The organism is Streptomyces sp. NBC_00207 (assembly GCF_045160965.1).
Lineage (GTDB): Bacteria > Actinomycetota > Actinomycetes > Streptomycetales > Streptomycetaceae > Streptomyces.
In genome coordinates, this window is record NZ_CP130715.1 from 4,592,997 (window position 1) to 4,612,500 (window position 19,504).

General features: G+C 69.9%; 20 protein-coding genes and 2 rRNA genes (1 of these 22 running past the window's edge). 11 read left to right on the forward strand and 11 right to left on the reverse strand.

The genetic code is table 11. The features are described 5' to 3' along the window. Positions 1–57: 57 nt before the first annotated feature. Positions 58–423: a metal-sensitive transcriptional regulator gene (locus OG472_RS21695; protein ID WP_405941907.1), complete on the forward strand. Its 366-nt coding sequence runs from the start codon at positions 58–60 to the stop codon at positions 421–423. An 88-nt stretch (positions 424–511) separates the two neighbouring features. On the opposite strand, the gene OG472_RS21700 is transcribed toward OG472_RS21695, so the two are convergent. Together OG472_RS21700 and OG472_RS21705 are read right to left on the reverse strand one after the other, a co-directional pair. After that, positions 512–667: a hypothetical protein gene (locus OG472_RS21700; protein ID WP_388563197.1), complete on the reverse strand. Its 156-nt coding sequence runs from the start codon at positions 665–667 to the stop codon at positions 512–514. 153 nt (positions 668–820) lie between these two features. Then, positions 821–1,654 carry a hypothetical protein gene (locus tag OG472_RS21705; RefSeq protein WP_405941908.1) on the reverse strand — a complete coding sequence of 278 codons (834 nt, stop codon included), beginning with the start codon at positions 1,652–1,654 and terminating at the stop codon, positions 821–823. Between the two features lie 131 nt (positions 1,655–1,785). Here OG472_RS21705 and OG472_RS21710 point away from each other — a divergent pair, with 131 nt between their 5' ends. Together OG472_RS21710 and OG472_RS21715 are read left to right on the forward strand one after the other, a co-directional pair. Then, positions 1,786–2,001 carry a hypothetical protein gene (locus OG472_RS21710; RefSeq protein WP_401607950.1) on the forward strand — a complete coding sequence of 72 codons (216 nt, stop codon included), beginning with the start codon at positions 1,786–1,788 and terminating at the stop codon, positions 1,999–2,001. Between the two features lie 209 nt (positions 2,002–2,210). Further along, the gene (locus OG472_RS21715; protein WP_401607947.1) at positions 2,211–2,429 is read left to right on the forward strand and encodes a hypothetical protein; all 219 of its coding nucleotides are present in this window, start codon (positions 2,211–2,213) and stop codon (positions 2,427–2,429) included. 120 nt (positions 2,430–2,549) lie between these two features. On the opposite strand, the gene OG472_RS21720 is transcribed toward OG472_RS21715, so the two are convergent. The 5 genes from OG472_RS21720 to OG472_RS21740 all read right to left on the reverse strand — a co-directional run bounded on the left by OG472_RS21720 (position 2,550) and on the right by OG472_RS21740 (position 7,874). After that, positions 2,550–3,281 carry a phosphatase PAP2 family protein gene (locus OG472_RS21720; RefSeq protein WP_405941909.1) on the reverse strand — a complete coding sequence of 244 codons (732 nt, stop codon included), beginning with the start codon at positions 3,279–3,281 and terminating at the stop codon, positions 2,550–2,552. Positions 3,282–3,485: 204 nt separating this feature from the next. Then, on the reverse strand, positions 3,486–4,490 hold the full coding sequence (locus OG472_RS21725; RefSeq protein WP_401608837.1) for an NlpC/P60 family protein: 1,005 nt from the start codon (positions 4,488–4,490) through the stop codon (positions 3,486–3,488). 74 nt (positions 4,491–4,564) lie between these two features. Beyond that, positions 4,565–6,325 carry a serine/threonine-protein kinase gene (locus tag OG472_RS21730; protein ID WP_405941910.1) on the reverse strand — a complete coding sequence of 587 codons (1,761 nt, stop codon included), beginning with the start codon at positions 6,323–6,325 and terminating at the stop codon, positions 4,565–4,567. A gap of 76 nt (positions 6,326–6,401) precedes the next feature. Next, positions 6,402–7,193 (reverse strand): thioesterase family protein, encoded by a 792-nt coding sequence (locus OG472_RS21735; protein ID WP_401607940.1) that lies wholly within the window; start codon positions 7,191–7,193, stop codon positions 6,402–6,404. 72 nt (positions 7,194–7,265) lie between these two features. Further along, entirely contained in the window at positions 7,266–7,874 is a 609-nt protein-coding gene (locus tag OG472_RS21740; RefSeq protein WP_327414799.1) for a LysE family transporter, read from the reverse strand. Between the two features lie 64 nt (positions 7,875–7,938). Here OG472_RS21740 and OG472_RS21745 point away from each other — a divergent pair, with 64 nt between their 5' ends. From OG472_RS21745 to OG472_RS21780, 8 genes are all read left to right on the forward strand, one after another. Continuing rightward, positions 7,939–8,454 carry a GNAT family N-acetyltransferase gene (locus OG472_RS21745; RefSeq protein ID WP_405941911.1) on the forward strand — a complete coding sequence of 172 codons (516 nt, stop codon included), beginning with the start codon at positions 7,939–7,941 and terminating at the stop codon, positions 8,452–8,454. A 10-nt stretch (positions 8,455–8,464) separates the two neighbouring features. Further along, positions 8,465–9,286 (forward strand): pentapeptide repeat-containing protein, encoded by an 822-nt coding sequence (locus tag OG472_RS21750; RefSeq protein WP_401607934.1) that lies wholly within the window; start codon positions 8,465–8,467, stop codon positions 9,284–9,286. Between the two features lie 423 nt (positions 9,287–9,709). Then, positions 9,710–10,018, forward strand: coding sequence for a hypothetical protein (locus tag OG472_RS21755; RefSeq protein ID WP_008742356.1), 309 nt, complete (start codon positions 9,710–9,712; stop codon positions 10,016–10,018). 99 nt (positions 10,019–10,117) lie between these two features. After that, positions 10,118–10,945 carry a hypothetical protein gene (locus OG472_RS21760; RefSeq protein WP_401607932.1) on the forward strand — a complete coding sequence of 276 codons (828 nt, stop codon included), beginning with the start codon at positions 10,118–10,120 and terminating at the stop codon, positions 10,943–10,945. Beyond that, positions 10,935–12,236, forward strand: coding sequence for a hypothetical protein (locus OG472_RS21765; RefSeq protein WP_405941912.1), 1,302 nt, complete (start codon positions 10,935–10,937; stop codon positions 12,234–12,236). The genes OG472_RS21760 and OG472_RS21765 overlap by 11 nt, the downstream gene beginning before the upstream one ends. Continuing rightward, a complete protein-coding gene (locus OG472_RS21770; protein ID WP_405830855.1) occupies positions 12,233–13,795 on the forward strand; it encodes an SCO6880 family protein in 1,563 nt (520 codons plus the stop codon). The genes OG472_RS21765 and OG472_RS21770 overlap by 4 nt, the downstream gene beginning before the upstream one ends. 19 nt (positions 13,796–13,814) lie before the next feature. Then, entirely contained in the window at positions 13,815–15,236 is a 1,422-nt protein-coding gene (locus tag OG472_RS21775; protein ID WP_319732619.1) for an ATP-binding protein, read from the forward strand. Between the two features lie 2 nt (positions 15,237–15,238). After that, the gene (locus OG472_RS21780) at positions 15,239–16,762 is read left to right on the forward strand and encodes a type VI secretion protein (protein ID WP_405941913.1); all 1,524 of its coding nucleotides are present in this window, start codon (positions 15,239–15,241) and stop codon (positions 16,760–16,762) included. On the opposite strand, the gene OG472_RS21785 is transcribed toward OG472_RS21780, so the two are convergent. The 4 genes from OG472_RS21785 to OG472_RS21800 all read right to left on the reverse strand — a co-directional run. After that, positions 16,759–17,193, reverse strand: coding sequence for a hypothetical protein (locus OG472_RS21785; protein ID WP_401607924.1), 435 nt, complete (start codon positions 17,191–17,193; stop codon positions 16,759–16,761). The genes OG472_RS21780 and OG472_RS21785 overlap by 4 nt on opposite strands. Continuing rightward, positions 17,190–17,762: a GNAT family N-acetyltransferase gene (locus OG472_RS21790; protein ID WP_401607922.1), complete on the reverse strand. Its 573-nt coding sequence runs from the start codon at positions 17,760–17,762 to the stop codon at positions 17,190–17,192. Before OG472_RS21790 ends, OG472_RS21785 begins: the two co-directional genes overlap by 4 nt. Positions 17,763–17,896: 134 nt before the next feature. Further along, a 5S ribosomal RNA gene (rrf, locus tag OG472_RS21795) occupies positions 17,897–18,013 on the reverse strand. Between the two features lie 76 nt (positions 18,014–18,089). Then, positions 18,090–19,504: ribosomal RNA gene (locus OG472_RS21800) — 23S ribosomal RNA — on the reverse strand; it runs 1,709 nt beyond the window's last position.

Genomic DNA, 19,504 nt, shown 5'->3' on the forward strand with positions numbered 1-19,504 from the left:
AGTACCCTATACCCATGAGGGGTATGTATCCCTCGATTCCGGACCACGGGAGGACGCATGACGACCATCGAGGCGGGCGGGGTACCCCCGGCGGTAGCCGGGGAAGGCTCCGGAGCCGATGCGCCCCACGACGGCGGAGCCGTCCACGGCTACCACCACCAGAAGGACGAGCACCTCAAGCGACTGCGCCGGATCGAGGGCCAGATCCGCGGCCTGCAGCGGCTCGTCGACGAGGACGTCTACTGCATCGACATACTCACCCAGGTCTCGGCGAGCACGAAGGCCCTCCAGTCCTTCGCGCTCCAGCTGCTGGAGGAACACCTGCGCCACTGCGTGGCCGACGCCGCGGTCAAGGGCGGCACCGAGATCGACGCCAAGGTCGAGGAAGCCACGAAGGCCATCGCCCGCCTCCTGCGCACGTAGCCCTTGGGCCTCGCCGGCGTTCAGGCGCGGGGGCCGCGGCGGAGCTCCCGGGGGCACCTCCCGGCGGCAGCCGGGGGAGACACCACGGTCAGCCCGACCAGATGCCCATCAGCACCTCGTCGATCCGGTCCTGGCTGAGCCGCTCCTCCGCCGCCGTCGACGCCGCGATGATCAGTTCACCGCACAGCTCGATCTCGGCGAGAGCCACGTGGTCCTGCACCGTCGTACCGCCTGCGGGAGTCACGCGTGTCACCTCAGTCTGCCGTCTACGGTCATCGACGCTCGGGCCCGGCTTCTCAGCGTAGGGACGCCATGGCCCGGGGCACATGACACGGATGGACCATTTCCGGATACCGGCCCATGGCCCGATCGCGCCGCTCCCCCTCCGCCCGTCCCACTACTCGGCGATCTTCCCGGCGTAAATGTCCCCAGTTGCCGGCAATACGACGGTCACCGGCGTCCCGAACCCGTACAGCAGCGTGGTCGACGAGACATCGATCACGCCATTGTTGACGTACGTGAAACGGTGCCGGACCTTCCGCAGACGTCCCTGCTCGTCCAGATAGACGTCGAACGGCACGGTGTCCTTGCTGAACCCTTTCGCCGCGGCCTCCAGCGCCCCCCGCACCCCGGCCGAAGCCCTCCCCGCGGCCCGCCCGATGTCGGTGGTGCCCCGGTAGTGCCGCACCTTGGTGCCCGCCACCTCGGTCTCCCCCACGTACGTCACCTCCTGCGCGCCCCGCAGCAGCTCGGCCGCGACCAGCGGATCGGTGGCCCCGCCCGTGACGAGGTTCCCGTCGGCGAGGGTCGTCGTGTCGACCCGGACCCACTTGTCGGCCGGAACGCCCGCACCGCGGTTCTTCATGTAGAGCGCACCGGGCACGAGCAGCTCGGTGATGGGCCGGTGCTCGTCCTCGCCCTTCACATCGGCCGGGAGCATCACCAGGAGCTGCCCCATCCGGTTCTTGAAGTCGACCCCGCCCTCGCCGCGGATCGTCACCCGGGTCCCGCCCGTGGCCATCTCCATGGCCGTACGGGCCCGGGCGCTGCCGCTCTTCGTCAGCGCGTCGGCGGCCCCGCGGACCACCGCCGCCGCGTCCGCCTGAGGCCGTCCGTCACTGCCGCCGCCGCCCGCGCACCCGCTCATCGCCGTGACCGCCAGGGTGACGCCGGCAGCGAGCACAGCCTCACCCGCACGTCCGGGCCGCCGCCTGTGCTGGTGAACCACCATCGCCTGCCAACCCCCAACGCATGACCGCTGCTTGCCCGAGGCCCCCACCCGCTCCGCTTAACGAGGTCCCGGGTTTCCCGTCACGGGGGCGCACCCTCCCCGGCGCGGCCCGCCCCGGGTACCGTGGGGGTGTGGAACCGCACACCGACGCGACCCTGGTCCCTCCGCTTGCCTCCGAGCCGCTCCCGCGGCCGACGTCACAGCCGCAGCCCCCGACCAGCCACACCACCTCCACCGCCGAACGCGGAGCGTTCTCCCTGGCGGTCTGCACCTGCGGCTGGTCCGGCCCGGCCCGCCGCTCCCGCGACCTGGCCCGCAGGGACGCCGCCCGGCACCCGGCGGGCTGACGCAGCGGCTCCGGGCGAGGGGCGACGGCGACGGCGACGGACGAGGGACCACGGCTGAGGGACGACGGCCGAGGATCAGAGCCCGAGGACCGGGCGCCGACGGCCAAGGACCGGGGCTCAGGGGCCGAAGCTCAGGGGCCGAGGGGAATCCCTAGCCCGTTCGGACGGCCCGGCTGGCCGGGGCGGGGAGCAGCGGATGCCCTTGATTCATGCCAGGATCCGCAGCCCGCCTCACGGCCCTCCTATGGGCCCTGCTCATCGCGTTCGCCCCGGCCGCCGCGGCCTGGGCCAGACCCGTGGGCTCGGCGGACAGCCCCGCCGACGTGGCCCTGGCCATCGGACTCACCTGCGCCGCGGCCGCGGTCACCGGATGGTGGCTGCGTTCCCGGTACCGCCGCGACGGCGGCACCGACGGCGGCGAACCGTGACCCCCCGGCCCCGCCGGTCGGCGGTCCGGGTGTGCTTCGGGGCGGCGGGGCTGTGCCTGCTGGTGGCCGCTCTGCTGGCCGTTTGGGATGCGTACGCGCGGACCTGAGTCCGCGTCGGCCTCAGGCGGCGAGGTCGTTGTCGTGCGTACGCTGCCCCGCGGGCGGGGTCTGGGTCTGCGTGGCGAGCCCGAGCGTCCGGGGCACCGCCCGGCCCTTGGCCCGTACGAGCCGCCCGACGCGCGGGGAGCCGGCCACCGCCCGCACCACCGGGGTCAGCAGCGCCATGGCGAGCGGCGCGAGCACGAGCACCACGGCGGTGCCGAGCGCGAGGCCGCCGATCACGTCGGTCGGGTAGTGGACGCCCATGTAGACGCGGCAGAAGCCTTCGGCGAGGGCGAGCCCGATCCCCAGGAACCCGATCTTCCGGTTCGCCAGGAACAGGCCCACGCCCAGGGCCATCGCGAGGGTGGTGTGGTCGCTGACGAAGGAGAACTCGGTGTTCCCGATCCCCGGGCCGAAGCCGGGATCGAGCACCTGCAGGCCCTCGTGGTGCCGGAACGGCCTTTGCCGTCCGACGAATTCGCGCAGCGGTACGTTCACAAGGAGGGCCAGTGCGGCGGCCAGCGGGGCCCACACCAGTGCGGCGAAGGACTCGACGGCGGTGGTTTCGTCCTGCCGGCGCGCACCGTGCCAGCACCACAACACCAGGAGCACCAGGACCAGGAGGATCCCGTACTCACCGGCCAGGCTCACGGCCCGGTCCAGCCATCCCGGAGCCTGCCGGGCCGCTCTGTTGACCTCGTACAGCAGGCTGACATCCACGTTCGGCCCACCTGTTGTGAGTCCAGCCATGGTGATGCGGCCCCTTGCCCTTGCCGTGGTTCCCGTGCGGGCGCACCCCTGTGTGCGCCCCTTCGCCCCCCACTCGATCAACCCCCGCGCTCATGGAACGCCCGTTCTGGCGACTACGTTCCACTCTCCACCGAATGATCACTCCAACGTTATCGAAGAGAGACTCGTCGTCGCAGCTCAGGGCCTTGGCCTCACGGAGCGTCGCTACGGCGCCCGACCAGCGGCGGAGCGGTCCGGAAGGGCCTCCGCACCATCTTTGGTCACGCGCGTCGCACCGAAATAGTCCGGCGTGTCGATCTTGTCGAAGCGGATCACGGCACCGGTGTACGGGGCGTTGATCATGTACCCGCCGCCCACGTAGAGCCCGACGTGCCGGATCTCCCGGGAGTTCGTCAGATCGTCGGAGAAGAAGACCAGATCACCGGGCAGCAGTTGGTCGCGCGGGGGATGGGACCCGGCGTTGTACTGGTCGTTGGCCACGCGCGGCAGCTGGATCCCCACCGTCTCGTACGCGGCCTTGGTCAGCCCGGAGCAGTCGAAGCGCCCGCCCTGGTCGGGCGTTCCGTTGCCACCCCACAGATAGGGCGTGCCGAGCTGCTTCTGCGCGAAGTAGATGGCCCCGGCGGCCTGTTGCGACGGCGCCACCCGCCCGACGGGCCGCGCGAAGCTTTTCTCCAGGGCCCGGATGGACTTCACGTAGCCCTGCGTCTCGCTGATCGGGGGCACGCCCCCGGCCTTGATCACGCGATAGGGGCCGGCGTTGTAGGCGGCGAGCATATTGTCGGACCGATCCCCCGGAACCTGCGCCACGTCCTTGGCCAGTTGGCAGTCGTACGTGGCCGCCGAGGGGATTGCGTCCTTGGGGTCCCAGATGTCACGGTCGCCGTCGCCGTCACCGTCGATGCCGTACGTGGCCCAGGTGCCGGGGATGAACTGGGCGATGCCGCGCGCGTCGGCGTGACTCACCACGTCGGGCTTCCAGCCGCTCTCCGTGTAGAGCTGCGCCGCCAGCAGAGCCGGGTTGAGGGCGGGGCAAAGGTTTCCCCACTTCTCCACCAGCGGCTGATAGATCGCCGGAACCGACCCCTTGACCAGTCCGACGGCACCCTGCCTGCCGCTGTTCACCATCCCCGCCGCCGCCGAGTACGTGCCGACGACGAGCAGCGCGATGAAGGTCAGGCACACACCGATCCCGAGCCCGCTTGCCATCCAGAACTTGCGCACTCGTCAACACTGCCTCATGGAACGTCCCCTGACAGTGGATTCGTCGGCCAGACCCGGCACTATTTCACCGGAAAGCCGGTGCAATAGATGCTGCTGTACTCCTTGACGCCCCGGACCCGGTAGACCAGCACCGTCCAGTCACCGGGATCGTTGGCGAGCGGGATGGCCGGAAACCTCTTCGCGGTCCCCTCGTTGTCCACCAACTGCGTCACGAAGTCGTCCGGGTACGTGAGCTCCACCTCGCCGCCGGTGGCCTGGTCCTTGAGGTCGACGGGCTTGCTGGCGTAGCCGATGCTGTGGTTGTAGTCGCGGACGAACTCGTACGGGCGCTGCGTGGTCACGTCGATCTCGTGCGGGGGCTTGACCCCGACGGAGACGGCGTAGGGGCCCTTCTCCGTGTTGTACGGCTTCAGGAACACGTGGATCTTGACCTTGCCCGTGACCGTCTTCGCCTGCGGGGTGTCGGCGTCGACCGCGGAAGCCACGATGAACTCCGCCCGCTCCTCCGCGGGCAGGCTGCAGCCCCCACCGTTCGGACCGGCGCTGGTCCACAGGTCCCTCGATACCTTGTTCGGCTCGATGTGGTCGGGCACGGCCCCCGATCCGCTGCCGCCTCCCTGGGAAGAGGGGGCGGGGCTCGAAGCCGGCCCGCCGGGCGTGGTCCGGCCGCTCGGCGGGCCGCCGGCCCGCGAGCCTCCCCCGGCACTCTTGGCGTCCTCGTCCTGGAGGAACAGGTACCCGCCCGTGACGAGGCCGCCCGCCACCAGACCGCCGACGGCCGCCAGCGCCCAGCGCGGCGGACGGCGAAGGCCGGAGCCCTGGCCCTGGTCCGGGCCCGGGCCGTGCGCGTAGCCCTGGCTCTGGTTCTGGTTCTGGTTCTGGCCGGCGGGAACGTACGTGGGCACGTAGCCCGAGCCGGCCGGCAGTCCCGGACCGATCGTCGACGGCAGCCCCGGCACCTGCGCGGCCCCGCCCGCGGTCGCCGTCAGCGCCGCGTACACCGGGTCGTCGACCAGGGCCGAGTCCACGGCGCAGCGCCGGATGATCTCGGCCAGGGCGGGCCGGGCACCCGGCTCCGTCGCCACGCAGGCCTTCACGAGCGCGGCCAGGTCCGGCTCCACGCCCTCAACATCGATCTCGCCGTGCACCGCGCGGAAGTTGACGGCGGTGGGCTCCCCCGTCCCGTACGGCGCCCGGCCCGTCGCCGCGTAGGCGATCGTGGCACCCAGCGCGAAGACGTCCGCGGCGTCCGCCACCTCGCCCCGCAGCAGCACCTCGGGAGCTGTGTAGCCGGGGGTGCCCGGGGCGGTACCGGCCTGCGTCAGAGCCGTCTCGGCCACGCCCTTGGCGATGCCGAAGTCGATGAGCTGGGGCCCCTGCACGCCCAGGATGACGTTCTGCGGCTTGAGGTCCCGGTGCGTGACCCCGTACGCGTGCACGCTCGCCAGGCCCTCCGCCAGCGCGGCGAACAGCCTGCGGCACGCGGCGGCGGGCAGGGCTCCGTACGCGCGCACCGCGTGGCTCAGGGTGGGCCCGGCCACGTACTCGGTGGCGAGCCAGTAGGGCGGCGCCGCCAGCGACGCGTCGATCAGGTTCGCGGTGTACGCGGAGCGCACCGCGCGGACCGTCTCGGCCTCCCGGCGGAACCGCGCGAGGGCCTCCGGATGCCCGGTGATCTCTTCCTTGATCACCTTGATGGCGACCAGCCGGCCGCCCGGCGACCGCCCGAGGTACACCTGCCCCATGCCACCGGCGCCGAGCCGGGCCAGCAGTGCCTGCGCCCCGATGTGCGCGGGATCCGTGTCTCTCAGGGCCTCCATTCGCACGAGCCTGCCACACGCATGCCCCGCCCCTGACAAGGGGGTTGGCTTGCCCGTGCGGTGTCCGGGGCGGCCGCTACCGGGGTGCGACGAAAAGGCTCTGCGCGCTGCGCCCGATGGGCCCCTTCTCGTCGTGCAGCAGGGCGTCCGCGAGCCCGATCCCGGCCGCGTCCACACTCGTACGGGCCTCCACACAGGCCCATTCGCCCACCGGGTGGCGGTGGAGATGGACCGTCAGGTCACCGTTGATGAAGACGTAGCGCCCGAAGTCCATCACCGAGCTGATGCCGTTGCCCGAGTCGGCGGCGATCAGCACCCGGTCCAGCGGCCTGGTCTCCTCCCCGGCCACGAGCGGCACCTTCATCCGCATCCAGCACGTGCCCGGACCCAGCTCGACGAACGCGCCCTCGGTGAACCGGGTCTCCATGGCCGAGTGGTAGCCCGTCTCCCACGGCACCGGGAAGAACGGCGTCACGTCCACCTCCCCGGGCGGCGGCAGCTGCGGCCCCGCCACCACGGCCGGCACGGCCTCCTCGGCGACCCGGATCCGCAGGGCCCGCGCCAGCATCACGGGCGCGGCGCCCGCCGGGGCGAGCGCGGCCTCGACCACCTCGGTGCTGCGCCCGGCCCGGAGCACGCTGGTGGTGATCTCCAGCGCGCCGATCGGCACCGGGCGCAGGATCTCGTACGTGATCCGGGCGATCCGCATGTCCGCGCGCGCACCCGGCCGCTCCTCGACGGCCCGCCCGAGCAGCGCGGCCGGCGGCCCGGCGTGCTGCGAGCCCGGGTCCCACGGCCCGCGCGTGTACTCGGTGGCGGTGAACCGCCCGGCATCAAGTCGTTCGAAGAACCCCTCGGCAGCGCCCATACCCTGCACGCTACCGACAGGTAACCGACTCCACAACGGTCGTCAGGAGGCGTCGACGAGCGCCGGCCGGCGTCAGCGGGCGAACCCCAGCCCCACCCCCAGTCCCACCAGTACCGACCCGATGGCCCGGTTCAGCGTCTTCTGCGCCTTCAGCATCCGGTCGCGCAGCCGCGAGTCCGAGAAGAACAGCGCCACCGCCCCGAACCAGCCCAGGTGCGCCGCCGACATGAACAGCCCGTAGCCCGCCTGCTGCCACACCGGGGTGCCCGGGTTCACCACCTGCGTGAAGGTCGACACCACGAACAGCGTCGTCTTCGGATTGAGCACGTTCGTCAGGAACCCCGACCGCATCGCCCCCAGCGGGCTCAGCTGCGGCTTCGACTCCAGGTCCACGGACACCTCGGCCCGCGCCCGGAAGGTCCGTATCCCGATCCACACCAGATAGGCCGCACCCGCCAGCTTGATCGCGGTGAACAGCGCGGTGGAGGAGGCGATCAGCAGACCGACCCCGAGCATCGTGTACGACACGTGGACCAGGACGCCGGCCGCGACCCCGGCGGCGGCGAACAGCCCGGTGGGCCGCCCGTAGAGGTAGCTGTTGCGGACCACCATGGCGAAATCGGCGCCGGGACTGATCACGGCGAGAAGAGTAATTACGGCGACTGCGATCACTTCGGTCATGGGCCGATGCTCACGCCCACCCCCTCCCGGGATCAACCCCGTTCACCACCCGCAGACTTGAGGAATGACCACGCACCCGCACCCGCACCCCCTCCCGCCCTCCCTCACCCTCACCCCCTACCTCCCCGCCGAGGACGGCCCCCTGCTGCGCTCGTGGGTGAAGACCCCCGCCGAGCTGATGACCTGGGCCGGCCCCTCCTTCACCTGGCCCCTGGACGACGCCCAGCTCGAGGCCTACGCCGCCGAGCCCGGCCGGCACACCTGGACCGCCGTGTCCCCCGGCCACCACCGCATCGGGCACGTCTCCGTCGCCGGCACCCGCCTCGGCCGCGTACTGATCGCCCCCGAGCAGCGCGCCCAGGGACTCGGCCGGGCCCTCGTCTCCCAGGTCGTCGACCTCTGCTTCGACGAGCTGGGCCTGCCGGAGATCAGCCTCGGCGTCTGGGCCCACAACACCGCGGCGATCCGCATCTACGAGGACCTCGGCTTCCGCACCGAGCAGACCCTCGAGGACGTGGAGAAGGTCGACGGCACCCCCTGGACCGCCCACCAAATGCGCCTCACCGCCCCCACCCGGTAACAATGGAACGGTGTCGAACCACCTCCCTCACCCCCTCCCCCTCCTGGAAGCCGACTGCGCGAACTGCTTCGCGCTGTGCTGCGTCGCCCTGCCCTTCGCCAAGTCCCAGGACTTCGCCGTGAACAAGCCCGCCGGAACCCCCTGCAAGAACCTCCGGCAGGACTTCCGCTGCGGAATCCACACGCGGCTGCGCGACACGGGCTTCCAGGGATGCACGGTCTTCGACTGCTTCGGGGCGGGCCAGCAGGTCTCCCAGGTCACCTTCGGCGGCCGCGACTGGCGCGGGCACCCGGACACCCGGGGCGAGATGTTCGAGGTCTTCCCCGTGATGCGGCAGCTGCACGAGCTGCTCTTCTACGTCGCCGAGGCCCTGACCCTCCCGGACGCCGCCCCGCTCCACGCGGAACTGCGCCGCATGCTCGCGCAGACCGAAGAGTGGACCCGCGCCGACGCCCAGGCCCTCACGGCCCTGGACATCACGCCCCTCCGCCAGGAGATCAACACCCTCCTGCTCGAAACCAGCGAGCTCGTACGGGCCAAGGTGCCGGGCCGCAAGAAGAACCACCGCGGCGCCGACCTGATGGGAGCCCGCCTCTCCGGAGCCAACCTGCGGGGCGCGAACCTCCGCGGCGCCTACCTGATCGCCGCCGACCTCCGCCGCGCCGACCTCCGCACGGCCGACCTGATCGGCGCCGACCTCCGCGACACCAACCTCCGCGGCGCGGACCTCCGAGGCGCCGTCTTCCTCACCCAACCCCAACTGAACGCCGCCCAAGGCGACCCCACCACCCAACTCCCCCCCACCCTCACCCGCCCCACCCACTGGACCTGAAAACCCGGCCCCCACATCCAGCCCCGCCGGCGTTTGAGGCGCAGGGGCCCGGAGCCAGCGCCCCGGCCAACCACCAGAGCCGCCGACGACGGGCGGACGAAACATCAGACAAATGTCAGCGGGTCGGCCCAACGACACGCGACCCCGCTGCGCCGAACGGCCGCCCCTCGCCCCACCCGTACGCCGAGACGACAATCATTGCCCGGCGTCACCCCTCGTGATACACAGAGTGACCGCATGTTCTTGCGCATACACACCGCCCCTGCCCAGGTCAGAGCGCGGAGGCCGGACGCGGTCCGCGAGATCGGGTAAAGAGAGCCGTCAAGTCGACGACGGCGGCGGTTTCATCAGCGAAGATAGTGCGTAACCCCTGTCATCGGGCAGGGAGCTTCCGGAACTACCCATACAGGGGCGGTGAGTTACATGATCCTGGCAGCCGAAAAGGGCGACATCACCACCATCATCGGCGGAATCGCCCCGAACTGGGGGCCGTTCGGCAGTCTCGGCAACGAAGCGAAGGTCATGATCGAAGTGGTCATGGCCGTGGCGATCCTCCTGTGCCTGGGCATCGCCATCTGGGGGGCGGCCAAACAGCGCATCGGCGCGACCGCCCTGCGCGACACGTTCAGCGCGGAACAGGGCAAGGGCCTGATCGTGGCCGGCCTCACGGGCGTCTTCATCATCGGCTCCCTGGGCACCCTCTTCACCATCGTCTACGGAATGGCCGTCTAGCCGGGCCACACCGCGGCCGTACCTGATGAGGACTCACCACACCGCGCCTACGCGGGAACCAGCGCTACCGTCGTACGACGCGGAGGGGGCCGACACGGAATGAGCAACGACGACCAGTACGGCGGCGGCCACGGCGAGGTCGGCGGCACGGGCCAGACCCGCACCCGCCTCCCGGACTCCCCCACCGACCCGTACGGCCCCGCCCGCCGCACCCCCCGCACCGCCCGCAGCCTGGTCACGGTGGTCGGCGTGGTGGTCCTCCTGATCGCCGCCATCGCGTTCGCGAACCAGGCCCCGGACACCCCCGAGGACAAGCCGGCGGACAACAACCCGGCCGCCTCCTCCACGACGGCCACGGGCACGACCCCGGTCACCGGCAAGACCTCGGGCATCCCCAGAGGCTTCGCCCACGACGAACAGGGCGCCCAGTCGGCCGCCGCCAACTACGCGGTGGTCATGGGTTCTGACGGCATGTTCAAGAGGACCTCTCGGCATGCCATCGTGGACGGTATCTACACACCGGACGCGGCCGGCCGCTTGAAGGGTCCGCAGGACGAGGCCTACTCCGCCGCCTTCCTCGCCAAACTCGGGCTCGACGCGAACGGCAACGCCCCGCAGGACAGCACCTTCGTGACGCGTACCGTTCCGGTCGGCACCCGGGTCGACAGCTACACCCCCACCACCGCCAAGGTCTCGGTCTGGTACATGGGCCTGATCGGAATGTCCGGTCCCAAGTCCACCGACCCTGTCCAGAGCACGTGGAAGACCTGGGTATTCGAGTTGGCCTGGGTCGGCAACGACTGGAAGGTCCTCGCGGACACCCAGCAGGACGGGCCCGCTCCGGTTCCCGGTGACAGCGCCGCATCGACGTCCGACGACATCAGCAAGGCGACCAAGGAGTTCGGAGGGTTCACCTATGCCCGCTAACCTCCGGCTCCGACTGGGCGTCGTAGCCGCCGTCCACATGGCCGTCGCAGCGCTGGCGTCCCGCGCTTACGCCGCGCCCACTCCGACGCCGTCACCGCAGGCCAGCAACAACCCCTGCGACCTCCTCATCGGCCCGGCCAAACAGTACTGCGAGCGCGGCGAAGGCGGAGCCCCCCGCACAGGCCTAGCGCCCAGCGACCCGGCCGAGGCCCTCAACCCCCTCGCCTCCCTCGCCCGAGGCTGCGCAGACGCCGCCTCCTGGATCGTCACCAAGCTCAGCGAAGCGGTCAGCGGCTCGGCGGAAGTCGACTTCACCAACCCCGCCTTCCTCAAGCAGTACTCCGTCGTCTTCGCCGCCTCCACCATCCTCACCCTCGTCCTCTGGCTCTTCGCCGTCGCGAAGCGAGCCGTCCGCGGCGTCCCCCTCACCACCGCCATGTCCGAAGCCATCGGCTTCCTCTGGCTCACGGTCCTCGCCTCCGCCTTCACCCCCCTCGTCCTCTACACCGTCGTCTCCGCCACCGACGGCGTCACCGAGGTCATCGCCTCCGCCACCGGCGGCCAGACCGACGTCTTCTTCGGCTCGTTCTCCGAGGCCCTCAAGAAGGGCGACGACATCGGCGGCGGCCCGATCATGCTGATCGTCGTCGCGCTCGTCACCGTCCTCGCCGCCGGCGTGCTCTACCTGGAGCTCTTCATCCGGGCCGCCCTCCTCTACGTCGGCGCCCTCCTCGGCGTCGTCGTCTACTCCGGCCTCGTCGACCGCAACCTCTGGGGCCACGTCCGCCGCTGGGCCGGCATCATGATCGCCGTCATCCTCGTGAAGCCGGTCATCGTCATCGTCCTCGGCCTCGCCGGAGCCCTGACCGGCGAAAAGGGTCCGAACGCCTTCTCCGCCGTCGTCACCGGACTCGCGATCATCCTCCTGGCGATCTTCGCCTCCGCGATGATCTACCGCTTCGTCCCCGGCTTCGGCGACGAGATCGCCTCCGCCCGCTCCAACCGCAGCAAGGCCACCGACGGCGCCCAGGCCGCAGCCGTCATCAGCTCCCCTGCCTCCCTCGTCTCGCAGGGCATCAAGACGCACAGCAGCCGCGGCGCCCACCGCGGCGGCGACGGCGGAGGCGGCAACAACGCGCCCCGCCCCGCCAACCCCCTCTCCGGAGGCGTGGCCGCCCACAGCAGCCGCCCCACCTCCGGCGGCGGAGCCGGCGGCGGATCTGTCCCCTCCGCCGCACCCGCACCCCGCACGAGTTCGAGTACGAGGAACACAGGAGGTGACGGGCGTTGACGACCCAGTCCCACCAGCTGCACCCGGTCGCGCCCCGCCGCACGTATCTCATCGGCCGGGCCCGGCCGAACGCGATCGTCGGAAAGAACCGCGAGACCGGCGAGATCGCCCTCATCATCGCCGGGGCGTTCTTCGGCATGATGAGCGGACTGCTCGTCCCCGACCTCACCCTGCGCATCGTCAGCCTCGCCGGCTTCCCCATGCTCGCGCTCGCCGCCGTGTACGTCCCGTACAAGGGCCGCACCTTCTACCGCTGGTTCGAGATCAGCCGCAGCTACAAGCGCACCCTGCGCCGCGGCACCACCTACCGCTCCGGCGCCATGGAAGCCGGCGTCCGCGCCGTCGACGGCCGCGAGGTCGAGGTCGGACCGCCCCCCGGCATCGGCCGGATCAGCTGGCTCGCCGCACCCTTCGGCCCCGACGAGATCGCCGTACTCCTGCACGCGGACCGCCGCACCGTCACCGCCGCCATCGAGATCGAGGGCCCCGGCGTCGGCCTGCGCGACAGCGAGGACCAGGAGGCCCTCGTCGACCGCTTCGGCACCCTCCTCAAGCACGTGGCCAACGGCGACGGCTTCGTCACCCGCCTCCAGATGCTCGCCCGCACCCTGCCCGCCGACCCCGACGCGCACGCGAAGGACGTGGCCATGCGCGGCGACACCCAGGCCCCCGGCTGGCTGCGCGACTCCTACGACCAGCTCCAGTCGATGGTGTCCACCTCCTCCGAGCAGCACCGCGCGTACCTCGTCGCCTGCATGCACTACACCCGCGACCTTGCCGCCGAGGCCGTCACCATCGCCCGCGCCGCCACCCCCCACAAGGGCCGCAGGATCGACCGCGACGCCGGCCTCGCCATCGTCATGGCCCGCGAGCTCACCGACATCTGCGCCCGCCTCGCCGAAGCCGACATCCGCGTCCGCCAGCCGCTGGGCCAGGGACGCCTCTCCTCCCTCGTGCACTCCATGTACGACCCGGACCACCCCATCGACCACATCCAGGCCATGACCAAGCGCAACGCCTGGCCGGCCGAACTGGACGCCGTCGAGCCCACCTTCCTCCAGGCCAAGACCCGCGAGTCCTCCACCCGCGCGCCCTGGTGCCACGCCACCGCCTGGGTCAAGGAGTGGCCGATGACGCCCGTGGGCGTCAACTTCCTCGCACCCCTCCTCGTCCACACCCCCGACGTCATCCGCACCGTCGCCGTCACCATGGACCTGGAGCCCACCGAGGTGGCCATCGAGCGGATGCTCACCGAGAAGACCAACGACGAGGCCGACGCCTCCCGCGCCGCCAAGATGAACCGCACCGTCGACCCCCGCGACATCGCCGCCCACGGCCGGCTCGACCAGAGGGGTGAAGATCTCGCGAGCGGTGCGGCCGGAGTCAACCTGGTCGGGTACATCACGGTGTCCTCGCGTTCGCCCGAAGCCCTCGCCCGCGACAAGCGGACGATCCGCGCCTCCGCCGGCAAGTCCTACCTGAAGCTGGAATGGTGCGACCGCGAGCACCACCGCGCCTTCGTCAACACCTTGCCGTTCGCCACCGGCATCCGACGCTAGCTGGAGGGAAGTGCCGCCCATGCGAGATCCCATGTCCGCCCTGACGGACGCCTTCACCAGCTTCCTCTTCGGCAAAGTCGAGACCACGCGCCTGCCCGTACGCACCTCCACCGGGCAGGCGCAAGCCGTCTACCTGCCCACCGCCGCCCCCGGACTCGGCGACTCCGGCGTCATCATCGGCCGCGAGGTCTACAGCGGCAAGGGCTACATCTACGACCCCTTCCAGCTGTACGGACAGCAGCTCCCGGCCCCCCACTGGCTGGTCCTCGGCGAATCCGGCAACGGCAAGTCCGCCCTGGAGAAGACGTACGTCCTGCGCCAGCTCCGCTTCAAGGACCGCCAGGTCGTCGTCCTCGACGCCCAGGGCGAGGACGGCGTCGGCGAGTGGAACCTGATCGCCCAGCAGCTGGGGATAACCCCCATCCGCCTGGATCCGATCGCCGCCAACGACGACGGCATCCGCCTCAACCCCCTCGACCCGGCCATCACGACGACCGGGCAGCTCGCGCTGCTCCGGACCATCATCGAAGTGGCCATGGGCCACGGCCTCGACGAGCGCGCCGGCTTCGCCCTGAAGGTCGCCCACGCCTACGTCGTCGACACCATCCGCGACCGCCAGCCCGTCCTCACCGACATCGTCGAGCAACTGCGCCACCCCGAGGCCGAGTCCGCCCTCGCGATGAACGTCGACATAGACGATGTCCGGGCCTGGGGCCTCGACGTGGCCCTGGTCATCGACCGTCTCGTCGACGGCGACCTGCGCGGCATGTTCGACGGCCCCACCACCGTCGGCATCGACCTCGACGCCCCGCTGATCGTCTTCGACCTCTCCCACATCGACCGCAACTCCATCGCGATGCCGATCCTCATGGCGATCGTCGGCGTCTGGCTGGAGCACACCTGGATCCGGCCCGACCGCAAGAAGCGCATCTTCCTCGTCGAAGAGGCCTGGCACATCATCAACAGCCCCTTCGTGGCGCAGCTGTTCCAGCGCCTGCTGAAGTTCGGCCGGCGCCTGGGCCTCTCCTTCGTCGCCGTCGTCCACCACCTCTCCGACGTCGTCGACGGCGCGGCCGCCCGCGAGGCCGCGGCCATCCTCAAGATGGCCTCGACCAGGACCATCTACGCCCAGAAGGCGGACGAGGCCCGCGCCACCGGCCGGGTCCTCGGCCTCCCCCGCTGGGCCGTCGAGATCATCCCCACCCTCACGCCCGGCATCGCCGTCTGGGACGTCAACGGCAACGTCCAGGTGGTCAAACACCTGATCACCGAAGCCGAACGCCCCCTCGTCTTCACGGACCGCGCCATGACCGAATCCTCCGCCCCCACCCTCCTCTCCGAAGACATGCTGGCCGCCGAACTCGAAGCGGAGGAACGCGCCCTGTCCATCGAACGCAGCCGCGGCAACGGCGGCCCGGGTTCCGCGACCACGGTGGCCTGACCATGCACGACGCACGACGTACGGAGCCCCCCGCGCGCGGCGGCGGCATCCCGGACGGCCTGCTGGTCGGCCTCCTGGCCTTCCTCCTCGGCCTGGCCGTCCTCGTCTGGACGGCCACCGGCCTGGCCGCCGTCTTCGCCAAGGGCGCCTGGCCCGACACGGTCACCTTCACCCGGACCCCGGACGCCGTGCGCGCCCTGATAGCGGAGCCGCACGACATCGCCGCCGCCTGGCCGGACACCGACCCGGCGGCCCTCTCGGGCTGGGGCCTCTTCTGGGGCCTGTTCGTCAGCCAGCTCCTGGTGATGTTCGTGCTCACCGTCTTCGCCATCGGCGTGATCGCCCGCACCAAGTCCCGCCGCGCCCGAGCCAAACACCTCACCGAGACCACCCCGGCGCCGAATCCAGCCCCGTCGGCGTACGAGGCGCAGGCATACGCCACCACCCCAGCCGCGCCCAATCCAGCCCCGCCGGTGTTTGAGGCGCGGGGGCCTGGGGGCCGCGCCCCCAGCGGCTCCGCCGCACCGCCCACCGCGGCCCCGGCCCCGGCGGACGAGGCCTACCGCTACGGCTTCGGCTACGCCCCCCAGCCGGCGGCAGCCACGGCGGCCCCAAGCAGCGGCATCGTGTACGGCGGCCCGAACGACCGCTTCCGCGCGGCCGCACAGGCGATCGGCGAGGCGGAGGGAGCGGCGCTCGTCGTCACCTCCTCACCCACCCTCTGGGCCGAGACCAAGGACGCCCGCGCCAAACTCGGCCCGGTCCTCCTCTACGACCCCTCGCACCTGTGCGACACCCCGGCCCGCATGCACTGGAATCCCGCCGAGGGCTGCGCGGACCGCGACACCGCCGCAGCCCGCGCGATCGCCCTGCTGGCCCCCGTACGCCCGCAGGCCCGGATGGACGCCGCGGTCGCCGACACGGCGGAAACGCTCCTGCGCAGCTGGCTCCAGGCCGTCGCGCTCGACGACCGCCCGTTCAAGCAGCTCCACCGCTGGACCCAGGGCAACAGCGCCCAGGACCCGGTCCGCATCCTGCGCACCCACCCCCAGGCCGCCCCCGGCGCAGCCGGCGAGCTGGAGAGCGCCCTCACCGCCCATCCCGAACGCCGGGAACTGGCCCAGAACCTGACGGCCCGGGCCCTCTCCTGCCTGACCTCGATCCACATCCGCGAGGCCTGCAACCCGAACCGAACAGATGCACTCACCCTTGCATCGTTCGTGACCGAAGGGGGCACCCTCTACTTGGTGGGTGAACCTCTGGAGGATCCGCGCACCCACCCGGGTGCGATGCCCCTGCTGACCGCACTCGCCTCTCACGTGGTCGAGCACGGCCGCCGCATGGCCGCACGGTCATCCCACGGTCGGCTCGACCCACCACTGTCCCTGGTCCTGGACGACGTGGCCGCGGTGGCCCCGATCCCCCAGCTCCCGGAACTCCTGGCCCAGGAGCCCCTCCCCCTCCTCGCCCTGTGCCGCAGCCGCGAACAGGCCCGCTCCCGCTGGCCGGACGCGGACCTGCCCTAGAGGGCCTGCTCGTCGGCGACGTGCACCCCCCACGTGTCCGTGTCCGAGACATACACGGACGCGCGATGGTCGTACCAGAGCCCTCCGTACGGTAGTTCCCGGACCATCGCCGGGATTCCGGGCTCGAACCGCAGTACGGACAGCGTCTTCCACCCGTGGGGGATGTGGTCCCAGGCGTGCCCGTACTGCTGGGTGACCGCAACGACCGTGGCGGTCACCCGCTCGACGTCCTTCGCATCGTCACGCCGGAAGCAGCACGCGTACCGCCTGCCCACCGGGACGTCCGCGTAGTTGTACCCGAGGAACACGGCTCTCTCGTTCGCCGCCAACGGCGGAAGCCCCTGGCCGAAGGCCGCCAGTGCCGCCCCGTTGGCATGACACTCGAGCGACAGGAACCGCTCCTCGACCGGCGCGTCCGCTTCTTCCCTCACACCCCCGCGCCGGGCCCGGCCGGCCGCGCGTAGACGTACTCCCGCTCCTTGGCTCCCGTCTCCAGCGGTATCAGCAGACCGGTCGCCTCGAACCCGTACCGCCGGTAGAAGCTCTCCGCCCTCGTGTTGTCCTCGTGCACGAACAGCCGGACCCGCTCGGTCGCCGGCGCCTCCAGCGACCAGGCCCAGTCGAGCCCGGCGTCGAACAGCCGCTCCACGAGCCCGCTCCCCCGCTGCTCGGGACGTACGAACACCCCGACCACGTGGCCCTGCTGCTGCTCAATGGGCTCACCGAAGTAGTCGGTGCCACCCTGCGCCTCGATGAGCACGGTCACGGACCCGACCCACCGCCCGTCACCGGCCTCGGCGATGAACTGTCGGGCCCCACGCCCCTCGGCAGCCCCTGCGGCACGCTCCTGCCAGTACTCGTCGTTCTGGGCGAGTGCCCTCTCCTCGGTCTCCAGGAAAGCCACGGCCGCGGCCGGATCCCGGAGCGCCACCAACCGCAGCTCCTTGACCTTTTCCCACTCGTCGCCCCGTACGGCCCTGATCACATAGTCATCGCTCATGCCGGCGATCTTAACGACGGGACCACCGTCGGCTCACCTGCGTTTTCCGGCTCCGCATTTTGCACTCTGCCGGTAAACGCAGAAAAGCCCCGCACCGAACCCGAGGGTTTGGTGCGGGGCTTCCCGCAATGATTGTTCGGCGGCGTCCTACTCTCCCACAGGGTCCCCCCTGCAGTACCATCGGCGCTGAAAGGCTTAGCTTCCGGGTTCGGAATGTAACCGGGCGTTTCCCTAACGCTATGACCACCGAAACACTATGAAATTTGAACGCTGGCATGAACACAGCTGTTCGTTATTTCAGAACTAACACAGTGGACGCGAGCAACTGAGGACAAGCCCTCGGCCTATTAGTACCAGTCAGCTTCACCCGTTACCGGGCTTCCACATCTGGCCTATCAACCCAGTCGTCTACTGGGAGCCTTACCCTCTCAAGGAGGTGGGAATACTCATCTTGAAGCAGGCTTCCCGCTTAGATGCTTTCAGCGGTTATCCCTCCCGAACGTAGCCAACCAGCCATGCCCTTGGCAGGACAACTGGCACACCAGAGGTTCGTCCGTCCCGGTCCTCTCGTACTAGGGACAGCCCTTCTCAATATTCCTACGCGCACAGCGGATAGGGACCGAACTGTCTCACGACGTTCTAAACCCAGCTCGCGTACCGCTTTAATGGGCGAACAGCCCAACCCTTGGGACCGACTCCAGCCCCAGGATGCGACGAGCCGACATCGAGGTGCCAAACCATCCCGTCGATATGGACTCTTGGGGAAGATCAGCCTGTTATCCCCGGGGTACCTTTTATCCGTTGAGCGACGGCGCTTCCACAAGCCACCGCCGGATCACTAGTCCCGACTTTCGTCCCTGCTCGACCCGTCGGTCTCACAGTCAAGCTCCCTTGTGCACTTACACTCAACACCTGATTGCCAACCAGGCTGAGGGAACCTTTGGGCGCCTCCGTTACCCTTTGGGAGGCAACCGCCCCAGTTAAACTACCCATCAGACACTGTCCCTGATCCGGATCACGGACCGAGGTTAGACATCCAGCACGACCAGAGTGGTATTTCAACGATGACTCCACCCCAACTGGCGTTGGGGTTTCACAGTCTCCCACCTATCCTACACAAGCCGAACCGAACACCAATATCAAACTGTAGTAAAGGTCCCGGGGTCTTTCCGTCCTGCTGCGCGAAACGAGCATCTTTACTCGTAGTGCAATTTCACCGGGCCTATGGTTGAGACAGTCGAGAAGTCGTTACGCCATTCGTGCAGGTCGGAACTTACCCGACAAGGAATTTCGCTACCTTAGGATGGTTATAGTTACCACCGCCGTTTACTGGCGCTTAAGTTCTCAGCTTCGCACGCCCGAAAGCGCACTAACCGGTCCCCTTAACGTTCCAGCACCGGGCAGGCGTCAGTCCGTATACATCGCCTTACGGCTTCGCACGGACCTGTGTTTTTAGTAAACAGTCGCTTCTCGCTGGTCTCTGCGGCCACCCCCAGCTCAGGAAGCAAGTTCCTTCACCAGTGATGGCCCCCCTTCTCCCGAAGTTACGGGGGCATTTTGCCGAGTTCCTTAACCATAGTTCACCCGAACGCCTCGGTATTCTCTACCTGACCACCTGAGTCGGTTTAGGGTACGGGCCGCCATGAAACTCGCTAGAGGCTTTTCTCGACAGCATAGGATCATCCACTTCACCACAATCGGCTCGGCATCAGGTCTCAGCCTTATATGAGGGACGGATTTGC